Source organism: Paraburkholderia strydomiana, assembly GCF_046030495.1.
GTDB classification, from domain to species: Bacteria; Pseudomonadota; Gammaproteobacteria; order Burkholderiales; family Burkholderiaceae; genus Paraburkholderia; species Paraburkholderia strydomiana_A.
On record NZ_JAQQCJ010000031.1, the window covers coordinates 1 to 12,499 of the forward strand.

Consider the following 12,499-nt stretch of genomic DNA (forward strand, 5'->3'; position numbering starts at 1 on the left):
GCACAGCATTTGCGCCGATTCCGTCACCTCCATGCCGGGCGGCAGCATCCGCGCGCGGCGCAGCACCGAGCGAATCCGCGCGAGCAGCTCGCGTACGGCGAATGGCTTGGGTAGATAGTCGTCGGCGCCCATTTCCAGGCCGACGATCCGATCGGCTTCCTCGTTGCGGGCCGTGAGCATCAGCACGGGCACGGTGCGGAATTTGCCGGCACGCAGTTCACGGCACAGCACGAGATCGTCCTCGCCCGGCAGCATGAGGTCGAGCACGATCAGATCGGGCGCGCCGTGCTCGAGGACGGCGCGCATCTGATGACCGTTGGCCGCGAGCGACGCGCGCATGCCGTTTTTCTCGAGGTAAGTCGCCAGCAATTCGCGGATGCCGCGATCGTCGTCGACGATCAATACGTGGTCGGTCGTTTCCATCGGTGCACTATCTCTTACGGCGTTTGAACTGCACCCCGCTCGCCTGGACCAGCGTGCATTGCAGCGGATGCGCCAGTTCGGTCGCGAAACCGCCGACGATGAACAGGACGATCGCCAGTAACCGTTTCATGCGTCCTCCAGCACGGAGAGGCTGGCGCCATCGGCAACGCCGGCTTCCAGCGTATACGGGTCGACGCCGTCGAGGCAACCGATATTGACGCGCCACTGCTGCGGGTCTTTGCGCGTCTGATGAAACGGATAAATGCCGCAGTGCTTGCAGAAGTAATGCTTCGCCACCTTGGTGTTGAACTGGTAAAGCGTCAGCGCATCCTCGCCGCTCACGATTTTCAGTTGGCTCGCCGGGAACAGCGGAGTCATCAGCGCGCCCTTGCGTCGGCACAGGCTGCAGTTGCATCGTCCGGCGGGAACGATCGCGGTGCGAACTTCGAATTTGACGGCCCCGCAATGGCAGGAGCCTTGCAGCAAATCGGCGCTCATGGTGGTCTCGGTGATTGGCAACGCTTGCTTTATAGCCTGGTTTATCGCACCGATTGTGTCGCAGTGTATCTACCGGTCCGGCCGATACATAACATTGCAATAGGCGCCGTTTCCGGACGCGAAAAGAACTTCCCAAGCGGCCTCCATCGACCGATGAGACGAGCACGGGGGACACGAAAACCCGGACGCGGCGCTAGTTATCCTGCGCCGTACTCGACACGCCAGACACGCCGCTTCGAATTGACGAACCACCGGGCCGCATCGGCCCGCCGTCACTCACGAGGTGCTGAAGACGCGCGGCGCATGCGCTCGCGGCTGTTGATCAGATGCATGCGCATCGCGGCGCGCGCGCCCTCGGCCTCGCCGCGCGCGATGGCCTCGTAGATATCCGTATGCTCGTTGTTCACGCGCGACAGAGAGCGCTCAGGGTCCAGATTGGCGCGCGGCGACATGCGCGGGTCGAGCTGGGACAGGACGTCGACCAGATAAGGTGTGCGCGTGGTGCGGGCAATCTGCAGGGGAAACTGCAAATCTTCGGATGACGCATCCTCGCCGTGTTCCGCGCGCGCCTCGATGGCCTGCAACGCGCGCAGGATGTTCTCCAGATCACGCGCGTCGGCGCGCTGCGCGGCGAGACCGGCCGCCTCGGTCTCGATGCAGGTGCGCAGCTCAAGAATCGCAAACACGTCGCGCCCGCCCAACGACAAGGCGTTGACCAAGGTCGGGCTGAATGCATCGTTCCACCAGCGCTATCCGCATCAACTGTCGGGTGGACGACGGCAGCGTGTCGCCATCGCGCGCGCCCTGGTGCTCGAACCGCGCGTGCTGCTGCTGGATGAACCCACTTCGGCGCTGGACGTATCCGTTCAAGCGGAGATTCTGAATCTGCTATCGGACTTGCGTCGCAAGGAAGGGCCGACCTATCTCATGGTCACGCATGATCTCGGGGTCGTCGTTCACCTCTGCGACCGGGTTGGGGCGATGCTCAAGGGCGAAATTGTCGAAACGTGAGGCGCGAGCGATCTGGCGACGGCGGAGCTCGCGCATCCCTATTCGAAGGTGCTGGTCGATTCGTCGCGCCGTGTCTCGCATGCCTGAGCGCACGGCGCACGGTGGGCGCCGTCAGACACCGCCCACCGTCTTCACGCTCTTCCACTGTCCCTGCTGGACCTGGAACAGCGTGTAAGGCGGCTTGATCAGATCGCCATACGGATCGAACGTAATCTTGCCGGTCACGCCATTGACGGAGATTTTCCCCAGACTGTCGACGATCTTCGCGCGATCCAGTGAATCGGCATCGTGAATCGCCTTGATCATCGCCAGCGCGGCGTCATACGCGAACGGCGCGTACAACTCGACATCCTGATTGAAGCGCGCCTTGTAACGCTTGCTGAAGTCCTGCGCGGCGGGAAGTTTGTCGAGCGCCGGGCCGGGTTCGAGATCCTGTGTGCCGTCACCGGCCGTGCCGGCGATCTGCAGAAACGCATTGCTCTTCAACGCGCCCGCACCGAACAGTTGCGCGGGCATGCCGAGCGAGCGCATCTGCTTGATCAGCATCGCGCCCTGCTCGTCCAGTCCGCCGAAGAAAATCAGATCGACGTTCTTGCTCTTGAGCGTCGTCAGAATGGCGCGGAAATCGACGGCCTTGTCGTTGGTGAATTCGCGATCGACGATATTGCCGTTCGCTTCTTTCACACCCTTTTCGAAGGCATCGGCGAGACCCTGTCCGAACGCCGTGCGGTCGTCGATAATGCCGATCCGTTTGGCCTTCATCTGATCGACCACGAAGTGCCCGGCCACCACCCCGCCCACACCGTCGTGCCCCATCGTGCGAAACACGTTCTTGTAGCCCTGTTTGGTCAGTTGCGGATTGGTCGAGCCGGGCGTGATCATCGCGACATTCGCCTGGTGGTAGACGGTCGACGCGGGAATGCTGCAGCCCGAGTTGTAGTGGCCGATCACGCCGACCACCCCACTATCGACCAGCTTCTGCGCAACCTGAATCGCCACGCGCGGGTCGGCCTGATCATCCTGCACGTCGAGCACGAACTTGACCGGCTTGCCTCCCACCGTCGGATGCCGGGCGTTTTCCTCGTCTAGCGCAAGTTGCGCGCCGTACTGCAGGTCTTTGCCGACCCGCGCCACAGGACCGGTCAGCGGCCCGACAAAACCAATCTTGACGACTTGCGGATCGGCGGCCCAGGACAGCGGCGCATGCGCGCCGAAGGCGCAAACGGCCAGACTCAAAAGCCAATAGCGGCGATTCATGATGCACTCCTTGCGAGATGTCGCGTCGCGCGTTGCGGTTCGACCAATCCGATGCGCGACGCGGCGAGATTGTCCTGGGATGCCTGCTGCAAAGAAACGTCTACTGGTGCGGCGGCCGCACGATGCTAGAAACGCGTGGCCGCGTAAGGCGCGAGATCGAGCGGCGGGGTGCGCCGCGCGATCAGGTCGGCGACGATGCGTCCGCTCACGCCGGCCAGCGTCAAGCCGAGATGCTGATGGCCGAACGCATAGATCACGCGCTCGCTCGCGCGTGATCGGCCGAGCACCGGTACGCCATCGGGCAAGGTCGGCCGGAATCCTAACCAGTTGTTGTCGGGCGTATCGAGTGCGGGCAGTGCGCGCTTCGACGAAAACGTCAGCAGGTCGATCAGCGAGCGATTGCGCGTCGTGCTGAAGCCGCCCAGCTCGACGGTGCCCGCGACGCGAATTCCGTCGCTCATCGGCGTCATGTAAAAGCCGCGCTCGGCCCAGCCGACCGGCCGCGAAATCAGTTGCTGCGCGCCCGGATAGCGCACGTGGTAGCCGCGCTCGGTATCGAGCGGCACGCTGTCGCCGCATTGTCTGGCGAATTGGGCAGAGCGCGCGCCGGTGGCGACCACCACGTGACTGAAGCGCCGCTCGCGGCCGTCAGCCGTCACGCTCACGCCGTCCGCGCGAGGCTGCACTGTGCCGACGGTCGCGCGTTCGAGCTTCAGCCCTTGCGCGGCGAGCTGTTCGTACAAGGTCTGCAGAAAGCCCTGCGGATCGGAGAAATGCCAACTGTCGCTGAACAGCACACCTCGCTCGAAAATCGGCGCGAGCGACGGCTCCAGCGCGCGGATATCGGCGGCGGCAAGCACGTCGAAAGCGACGCCGAGTTGCCGGCGCAAATCGAGTGCGGCACGCGCGGCGTCGAACGACGCGCCGCTCGAATACAGATACAGGCACTCGCGCGGCCGAACGAAGCGCGCCAGTTCCTCGTTCGCGAGCAACGGCGCGTAGCCGCCCTGCGCGTGGCCGAGCAACGCGGCGAGCGCACCCGCACTCGCCTCGTAACGACGCGGCAGCGAACTCATCATGAAGCGCGCGAGCCACGGCGCGAGCTGCGGCAGATAAGTCCAGCGCAGTCTGAACGGACTGTCGCTCGACAACAGGAAACGCGGCAGATCGCGGAACACCGACGGGTTGTTCACGGGGATGCACGCATAGTGCGCGAACGTTCCGGCATTGCCGAATGACGCGCCCTGGCCGACGCCTGACGGATCGAACAGCGTGACGCGATGACCGTCGCGCATGAGCGCCGCGGCGCTCGCGAGGCCGATGAATCCCGCTCCGATAATGGCGATGTCCGGCATCACTTGCGTCCTTCCATGGCCTGTTGCCCGATCGGCGACAGATAGCCGGTGGCGCAGCCGTCGTACGATCGCGGCTGGCGTTTGGCCGTCAGCAGATACGCCGCCGAGGCCACCGCGAGGCTCGCCGCGCTCGCCATCAATTGCGGACGCAGCGCGGGATCGGCGCCCATGGCGGCGAGCACACCGGCAATCGCCGCGACGACAGCGTACGACAGCCAGGGGAACAGCCACATTCTGAGCGTCAGCCGTTGCGGATCGGTGGCCTCGATGCGCCGTCGGATGCGGATTTGCGCCAGCGCGGTCACCAGATAAACGAACAGCATCACCGCACCGGACGCGTTCACGAGAAACAGGAACACGCCCTGCGGCGACACGATCGCCGCGACGATCGCCACATAGCCCACCAGGCTGCTCAGCAACACGGCGAGCCGCGGCACTTTGTTCGGCGTCAGTTTCAGCAGCGACTTCGGCGCATCGCCACGCTCGGCGAGTCGAAAGAGAATCCGCGACGACACGTACAAGCCGGAGTTCAGCGCGGAGAGCACAGCGACGAGCACGATCGCATTCATGATGTCGGCGGCGCCGGGAATCCGCATCGTTTCCAGTGCGGCGACGAACGGAGAGTGTCCGGTCACGATGCTGCTCCACGGCACGATGCACGCGATCAGGAACATCGAACCGACGTAGAACGTGATGACGCGCAGGATCACCGAACGCGTCATCGCCGCGACGCTTTTCGCCGGATCATCCGATTCCGCTGCGGCGATTGTGGCGATTTCCGCGCCACCGACCGCGAAGATCACCGTCGGCACCGCCGCGAAAATCGACATCGCGCCGAACGGCATGAAGCCGTGCTGGCCGATCAGGTTCGCCGCCGCGCTGCCGGCCGGGCTGAAGCCGAGCAGATACCCGGCGCCGATCGCGATGAAGACGATGATCGCCGCGACCTTGATCGACGCGAACCAGAACTCGAACTCGCCATACGATTTGACCGACAGCAGGTTGATCACCGTCATGACCGACAGCAGGACGAGGCCGATCATCCAGACCGGCGCGGGAATCCAGCGTTGCAGGATCGCCGCGCCGGCCACCGCCTCGACCGCGACGACGATCACCCAGAAATACCAGTACAGCCAGCCATTCGTAAAACCGGCCCAATTGCCGAGACCGACGCGCGCGTATTCGGTGAACGAGCCGACGCCCGGTACGGCGAGCGCCATCTCCCCAAGCATGCGCATCACCATCAACACGACGATGCCGGCCACCAGATACGACACGCACGCGGCCGGACCGACGCTCGCCAACGTCGCGCTGCTGCCGACAAAAAGCCCCGCGCCGATGATGCCGCCTAGCGCAATCATCGTGACGTGCCGCTGACGCAACGCGGCGCCGAGTGTCGGCGTGGGCTCGGAAGAGGAGGACTGCGGAACGCTCATCAAACAACTCCTGCTGAGGGATGGCTGAACATGGGCTGGACAGTGCCGGCGCCGCCATGGCGAAGCACGTCGCCAGACAAACTCTGATACCTAGAATCACACAATATTTTTTTGTGTGCAATTAAAACGCTCATTGTGTGGCCCTGGCATTTTCCCTGGCTCGCATGAGATGGGCTTCCTGTGGGCCACCGTGTCGGCGGGTGGAACGACGTAAGGCTTGCAGTTGGGCATCCGTGGTATAAAATCGGCAAACCTCCGCACAATTTGCGGACAAAGATCGTTTTGTATGGAGACACGCGAACTCATGGTTTCTGGCAAAGACGCCGCCCGCATCGCCAAAGGCGCGCCCGAGCAGGCAAAGCGCTCCACCTATATCGAGGTGTCCAGTTCGATCGAGAGCGAGATCCGCAGCGGCATCTATCCGCCCGGCAGCCGGCTTCCGCCGCAGCGGCAACTGGCAACCGAGCTCGGAATCAACGTGTCGACGGTGTCGCGGGCGTATAAGGAACTGCAGTTACGCGGCCTCGTGATCGGCAGCAAGCGGCGCGGCTCGCTGGTCACGGGCGGAGCGATGCCGAGCGTCGAACCCGTGCAGGCAGCGAGCAATGCGGCGATCGATCTGACCGTGAACCGGCCGGCGACCGGCGAATTCCTCGACTGTCTCGCGCGCACGCTCGCGGACCTGCCGCGCGACCCGCGCTATGCGCAGTTGCAGGAATATCAGCCGCCACAAGGACCGCTGTGGGCGCGTGTCGCCGGCGCGCGCTGGATGAGCGCGCCGGGTTTCACACCGCCGCCCGATCACGTGGTCGTGACAAGCGGCGCGCAGCACGGTCTGTATGCGGTGCTCAACAGTCTGATCGGCACCGATGGCGTCATCCTCGCTGATCAACTCACCTATTACGGCCTCAAAGCGTTGGCACCGGTGTTCCAGTTCGAGATCGTTGGCATTCCTAGCGATCGCGATGGCCTGTTGATCGACGAAGTCGAGGCGGTGTGCCGACGCCGTCGCGTGAAGGCGATCTTCACGGTGCCCAATCTGCAGAATCCGACCGTCACCACGATGAGCCTGGAACGCCGCATGGCGCTCGTCGACATTGCGCGGCGGCACGGCGTGCCGATCATCGAGGACGACGTCTACGGGCCGCTCGTTTCGCAACGTCTGCCGACGATCGCGAGCCTGTGTCCCGAGCTGACGTTCCATATCGCGGCGACCTCGAAGATCCTCGCGCCCGGGTTACGGCTCGGCTATCTGCTGAGTCCGCCGGACAGTTCGGCGTTGTGCGCGGAAGCCGTGCGCACTACCGCGTGGATGCCCGCACCGATGTCGATGCTGATTGCGTCGATCTGGATCGAGGACGGCACCGCGCGGCGCATCATGGACGCGCAGCTCGCCGAGATCCGCGCGCGCCAGGATCTCGCGCGAGAACTGCTGCCCTCTGATCTGCTGCAAACGGACCCGGCCTGCATGTTCGTGTGGCTCAAGTTGCCGCCGCCCTGGCGTGCCGACGATTTCGCGGCGAACGCGAAAGCGCGCGGCGTGGTGGTGATGCCGTCCTCGGCATTCGCGGTGGATCGTTCGGAGATCGAGCACGGTGTGCGGATCAATCTTGCTTGCGCGACGAGCCGTGATCAACTGGTGAGCGCGTTGAGGCTGTTGACGGGAACGCTCAAGGATCGTCCACGGGCGCTGTTCGGGACCATCTGAGACGCGCGCAATATTTGAACCTTATGCGTGCTTAACGCCACTTGATGCCAGGCACGCATGAGGCAAATGCTGGATTTCATTCGACAGATCGGGCGTCGTACCAGCGTGCTTTTATGTCGTGGCTTGTCAATGAAGATGTAAGCCGCCGCGTCATTCCTCACGGGTTTCCTACGCCCTTTGTTTGACCGTGTCGTGACTGCGCTCGCGCATGTGCCCTCCTCGTCTCTCGCGTCACTGAGCACAATCAATATCGGCTCGCAAGCGAACAAAATAACGCCTCGATCGGGGCAACCTGCCACGCGCGCGCATCCTGGCGATTACCCTTGACTTTTGAGCAGCAGGCCCTTCCAATAGGAAAGGTGTGCCAGTTCGTTTTGCTTCGTATTGCTCTTTAACGTAATACGCACATCCATTCAAAATTCAGACGTTCCTAGCAACGCGGTTTATTCGTTGGCCGCCTGCATTGAATCGCCGCCCGCCGCTCTCGGTTTTTGCTGTCGTTTCTGCCCCACCGGTTTTCTTTGTCCGCCGTGTATTCGGCTTCGGCTCGCGACTTGGAGCACTCCTTACAACGGAGTTGTCTTGGCTGCCTCGAAAGATCAACCAGTGCGTCACGCGCCCGCCCGTATCGACCTCGCCTTGCAAGGCGGGGGTTCACATGGCGCCTTCACATGGGGTGTGCTCGACCGTCTGCTCGAAGAATCCTGGATACAGATTGAAGGGATCTCCGGCACATCGGCAGGCGCAATGAACGCGGCCGTGCTCGTGAGCGGCTATCAGTTGGACGGTGCGGCCGGCGCGCGCGCCGCGCTCGAAGCTTTCTGGCGACGCGTGTCCGACGCGGCGGTCTTCAGTCCGTTCCGGCGCAGCCCGTTCGACGCGCTGATGGGCCGCTGGACGCTCGACCATTCGCCGCTTTTCATCGCGATGGATCTCGCGGCGCGCGTGTTCTCGCCTTACGACATGAATCCGCGCGGCGTCAATCCGCTGCAAAAGATTCTCGATGAATCGATCGACTTCGCCCATTTGCGCGACGCGCCGATCAAGCTTTTCATCACCGCGACCCGGGTGCGCACCGGCCAGGCGCGCGTGTTCCGCAACGCCGACCTGTCGGCCGACGTGCTGCTCGCGTCGGGCTGTCTGCCGACGCTATTCCAGGCGGTCAACATCGACGGTGACGACTACTGGGACGGCGGCTACGCCGGCAATCCGACCATCACGCCGCTGGTTCGCGAATGCACGTCGAGCGACACGCTGCTGATTCAGGTCAATCCGGTGGAACGGGATGAAACGCCCCGCACCGCGCGCGACATCATCAGCCGTCTCAATGAAGTCGCGTTCAACGCGCCGCTGCTCAAGGAACTGCGGATGATCGCGCTGCTGCGCCGCGCGGCGGACGCGGGTAGCGACGAAGGCCGTCACTGGGCCGAAATGCGCATCCACCGGATCGCCAGCGAAGAAATGACGAAGCTCGGCTACTCGTCGAAGCTCAATGCCGAGTGGGCGTTTCTGACGATGCTGCGCGACGAAGGCCGCCGGGCCGCCGACGCCTTTCTCACCGAACACGCCGATTCGATCGGCGTGCGCTCTTCGCTCGATCTCGACGCATTGCTCGACGGAGTCTGATCATGGACGTCATCATCCTGTCACCGCTCGCGGTGGGCCTCGGCCTGTTCGGCATGCTCGCGAGTCTCGCGCTGCTGATCGGCTTCGCGTATCGCGGCTGGAGCGTGCTGCTGCTCGCACCGTTTGCCGCCATGCTCGCCGCGGCGATTTCCGGCGAGCCCGTGCTCGCGCATTGGACCCAGACCTTCATGAACAGCGCGGCGCGCTTTCTCGCGCAGTTCTTTCCGCTGTTCCTGCTCGGCGCGCTGTTCGGCAAGCTGATGGAGGACAGCGGCTCCGTCAAGGCAATCGCGACCTTCATGACGGAAAAGCTCGGCGCGCATCGGGCAATTCTCGCGGTCGTGATCGGCGGTGCGCTCGTGACCTACGGCGGCGTCAGTCTGTTCGTGGCATTTTTTGTGATCGCGCCGATGGCGACCGCATTGTTCCAGGCCGCCAATATTCCGCGCCGTCTGATGCCGGCGGCGATTGCGCTCGGCACGTCGACCTTCACGATGTCCGCGCTGCCCGGCACGCCCGCGATCCAGAACGCGATTCCGATGCCGTTCTTCGGCACGACGCCGTTCGCCGCGCCCGGATTGGGCGTGATCGCGAGCCTCGTGATGGTGGGCTTCGGGCTCTGGTGGCTATCGCTGCAACAGTCCCGCGCGCGCGCGGCGAACGAGGGTTTCGACGGCTTCGGCGGCGCTTCCTCGGTGCCGGCTGCGAAGCCCGCGCCCGATGCAAAGCTCGTGCGTGAGCGCGCCACGGTGTCGCAAAGCTTCGACCCCGAAGAGATCGAGCACGGACACATCAGCAGCGATCTGCCTTCGTTCGGTGTCGCGATGACGCCGCTCGTGCTGGTGGTGTGCGTGAACTTCGTGATGAGTGTGATCGTGCTGCCGCGCATCGACGCCGACTATCTCGCGGATGTTCGTTGGGGCGAGACTTCGCTGGCGGCGGTCGGTGGCGTGTGGGGGGTGTGCGTGGCGCTGGCGGTGGCGATCGTCGCCCTGATCGTGCTCAACCGGCGTCGCCTGCCTGCTTTGCGCGAAACCGTCGATGCGGGCGCGAATGCGTCGGTGCTGCCGGTGTTGAGCGTCGGCAGCCTGGTCGGCTACGGCGCGGTCATCGCGGCGTTGCCCGCGTTCGCGCTGGTGCGCGAATGGGTGCTCGGCGTGGGCGGTGGTCCGCTCGTGTCGCTAGCGGTCGCAACGAATCTGCTGGCGGCGCTGACCGGCTCCGCATCCGGTGGGCTGACTATTGCACTCGATGCGCTTGGCAGCACCTATCTGCAACTCGCGGCGCAACACGGTATCGACCCGGCCCTGCTGCATCGGGTCGCAGTGATTTCATCGGGTACGCTCGATAGCCTGCCGCATAACGGCGCGGTGGTGACGTTGCTGGCGGTGTGCGGGTCGACGCATCGGGAAAGCTACCGCGACATCGTGATCGTTGGCATTCTCGGTGCGTTGCTGGCGCTGGTTGTTGTGATTGTGTTGGGGTCGATTGTCGGGTCGTTTTAGGGCGGTGCGTGCGTTGTCGTGCGCTGTCGTGCGTTATCCGGGTCGGGTGAGGTTGGTTGTGCGATTGGGGGACCCAGGCACTTCTTCCGCACGTCGCGACAAAACAAACAAACCCAGAACCAGCCACGACGTCGGCTTGTGAAGCCTGTCGACGTCTCAGGCCGCTGCGCGCGCCGAATTCATCCGCCCGAAAACAAACTGCCCGAGGTACCAGACCAATTCGGTGTTCGTGAGGATCGCCTCCTCCGTGACCGTCGACGGTTCGAGCTTCATCCGCCGCAGCATCAGCTTGCCTTCACGCGATGCCATCCACGCGTGCATCAGTTCCTTGCGAGTTTTCGCATCGGCCGCGTTGAAGTGGTCACGGCCCTTGCGCGAGTCCTCGTTCATCCGGGCGCGCACTTCCTCCTCGCGCGAGGCAACGCTAAGCGCCACCGACTTTCTTGCCTCGGATTTGGCCAACTGCTCCTGCGTTTCGTCGGCGAGAAGCTTTGCCTGAACGTCGACCATCGTCCGTTCGGCTTCGGACATCTTCCAGTTGTCGCGTAGCGCACGCATCAGGTAGCCTGCGGGGCTCTTCTTGACCTGACCGCGTTGGACACGGAATCGCGTGTATTCGACCGCCTGCTGGATGCGTTCGTCGGTCCATACATCGCGGTTCTCGGAAATTTCGCTGAACTGCTTGGTCGACAGCGCGAATTCGTCTGTGAGAATTTTGTACAGGTGACTCGCGTCCGCGAGGCTGGCCAGGACCGCGTCCGCAGTGTCCTTGCGTTTGAGCAGGAATCGGATGCGGTCGATTTTCTTCGACGACGTCGACGCGGTTCGGGTCTCGTACGACAGCTCGATGTCCGATACGTCGTTGATTTCACGAACCGCCGGCTCGAGCCAGTCGCGTTTGAAGTATTTGAAGATGGCGGCGTTCGCGCCCATTCTGCCGGGCCAGTTGCGCATCTCATCGAGCTGAATCCAGTCTGTCCGACCCGCCGGAACGTGCGGCAGCACTTTGTCATAGATCGCGCGCGCGAGGCTGCGCGTGAACGCGGTCGAAATGCGCAGGCTCAGCCAGTGCGACTTTTGCGGATCACGGATGTGAGGGACAAGGCGTGGATGCACGTCGAAACGCATCCGCCCGCGGTGAAAACCGACCATCCCGATTAGCTGCACCTGGACCCACAGATCGTTTTCGTTAGGGTCGCGGTCCATGGGCGTATTGGTGACCCGGACCTTCGCGTTCTGCGCTTCATCGGCGATGGTGCGCAAGTGTTTGAGGTTGCGGCTGTCATAGCGCATCAACCACTTGAAGTAGTTCAGCTCAACGTCGTACTGATCGCGCTCGTCAGTCTCCTGCGCAACGATGAAATACGCGGCGTCGAGAAAGCGCCGCGCCGGCAAACCCATGTTGACGATTTCAGTGAAGAAGTCGTTGCGCTGATAACCGATTTCACGATTGGCCTCGTTGATTCGCAATCCCTGGTCGAACATGTCTTCGAACAACGCCAACGCCATCTGGCGAGATGTTGCCTTCGATTTGCCCTCTTCCGGATTGTCCGACGCCATGTTCTTCATCCACTTTTTTCGCTCCCGGGACTGTAGCACGCAGTGGTGAGCTGTCAACACACAGAACCTCACCTTCGATGGGGTATTGCGGGCTGAATGGACGGCACTCGCCGATAGCAC

The 12,499-nt window shown here is 63.3% G+C and carries 11 protein-coding genes and 1 pseudogene; 4 read left to right on the top strand and 8 right to left on the bottom strand.

Annotated features, from left to right (window positions below; genetic code table 11):
• The 4 genes from PQQ53_RS29985 to PQQ53_RS30000 all read right to left on the bottom strand — a co-directional run.
• Window positions 1–423, bottom strand: a 423-nt coding sequence (locus tag PQQ53_RS29985) for a response regulator (RefSeq protein ID WP_408328219.1), incomplete at its 3' end; no start/stop codon positions are given.
• Between the two features lie 7 nt (window positions 424–430).
• Window positions 431–553: a hypothetical protein gene (locus PQQ53_RS29990; RefSeq protein ID WP_408147890.1), complete on the bottom strand. Its 123-nt coding sequence runs from the start codon at window positions 551–553 to the stop codon at window positions 431–433.
• The gene (locus PQQ53_RS29995; protein ID WP_408328222.1) at window positions 550–921 is read right to left on the bottom strand and encodes a GFA family protein; all 372 of its coding nucleotides are present in this window, start codon (window positions 919–921) and stop codon (window positions 550–552) included. Before PQQ53_RS29995 ends, PQQ53_RS29990 begins: the two co-directional genes overlap by 4 nt.
• 272 nt (window positions 922–1,193) lie before the next feature.
• Window positions 1,194–1,607: a FadR/GntR family transcriptional regulator gene (locus tag PQQ53_RS30000; RefSeq protein ID WP_408328225.1), complete on the bottom strand. Its 414-nt coding sequence runs from the start codon at window positions 1,605–1,607 to the stop codon at window positions 1,194–1,196.
• A 22-nt stretch (window positions 1,608–1,629) separates the two neighbouring features.
• On the opposite strand from PQQ53_RS30000, the pseudogene PQQ53_RS30005 reads away from it, so the two are divergent.
• Window positions 1,630–2,019, top strand: a pseudogene (locus tag PQQ53_RS30005) (ABC transporter ATP-binding protein); the annotation flags it as partial.
• 24 nt (window positions 2,020–2,043) lie between these two features.
• Here the strand turns inward: PQQ53_RS30005 and PQQ53_RS30010 are convergent.
• The 3 genes from PQQ53_RS30010 to PQQ53_RS30020 form a co-directional block, all read right to left on the bottom strand.
• A complete protein-coding gene (locus tag PQQ53_RS30010; protein WP_408328227.1) occupies window positions 2,044–3,189 on the bottom strand; it encodes a branched-chain amino acid ABC transporter substrate-binding protein in 1,146 nt (381 codons plus the stop codon).
• Window positions 3,190–3,314: 125 nt separating this feature from the next.
• Entirely contained in the window at window positions 3,315–4,544 is a 1,230-nt protein-coding gene (locus PQQ53_RS30015; RefSeq protein WP_408328230.1) for an NAD(P)/FAD-dependent oxidoreductase, read from the bottom strand.
• Window positions 4,544–5,980 carry an amino acid permease gene (locus PQQ53_RS30020; RefSeq protein ID WP_408147900.1) on the bottom strand — a complete coding sequence of 479 codons (1,437 nt, stop codon included), beginning with the start codon at window positions 5,978–5,980 and terminating at the stop codon, window positions 4,544–4,546. Before PQQ53_RS30020 ends, PQQ53_RS30015 begins: the two co-directional genes overlap by 1 nt.
• Before the next feature lie 304 nt (window positions 5,981–6,284).
• Between PQQ53_RS30020 and PQQ53_RS30025 the strand changes: the two genes are divergently transcribed.
• From PQQ53_RS30025 to PQQ53_RS30035, 3 genes are all read left to right on the top strand, one after another.
• On the top strand, window positions 6,285–7,688 hold the full coding sequence (locus PQQ53_RS30025) for an aminotransferase-like domain-containing protein (protein ID WP_408147902.1): 1,404 nt from the start codon (window positions 6,285–6,287) through the stop codon (window positions 7,686–7,688).
• Window positions 7,689–8,270: 582 nt separating this feature from the next.
• A complete protein-coding gene (locus PQQ53_RS30030; RefSeq protein ID WP_408147904.1) occupies window positions 8,271–9,314 on the top strand; it encodes a patatin-like phospholipase family protein in 1,044 nt (347 codons plus the stop codon).
• Window positions 9,315–9,316: 2 nt separating this feature from the next.
• Window positions 9,317–10,819, top strand: coding sequence for a GntP family permease (locus PQQ53_RS30035; RefSeq protein WP_408156430.1), 1,503 nt, complete (start codon window positions 9,317–9,319; stop codon window positions 10,817–10,819).
• A 156-nt stretch (window positions 10,820–10,975) separates the two neighbouring features.
• On the opposite strand, the gene PQQ53_RS30040 is transcribed toward PQQ53_RS30035, so the two are convergent.
• Window positions 10,976–12,379 (bottom strand): replication initiation protein, encoded by a 1,404-nt coding sequence (locus PQQ53_RS30040; RefSeq protein WP_408147908.1) that lies wholly within the window; start codon window positions 12,377–12,379, stop codon window positions 10,976–10,978.
• Between the last annotated feature and the right edge of the window lie 120 nt (window positions 12,380–12,499).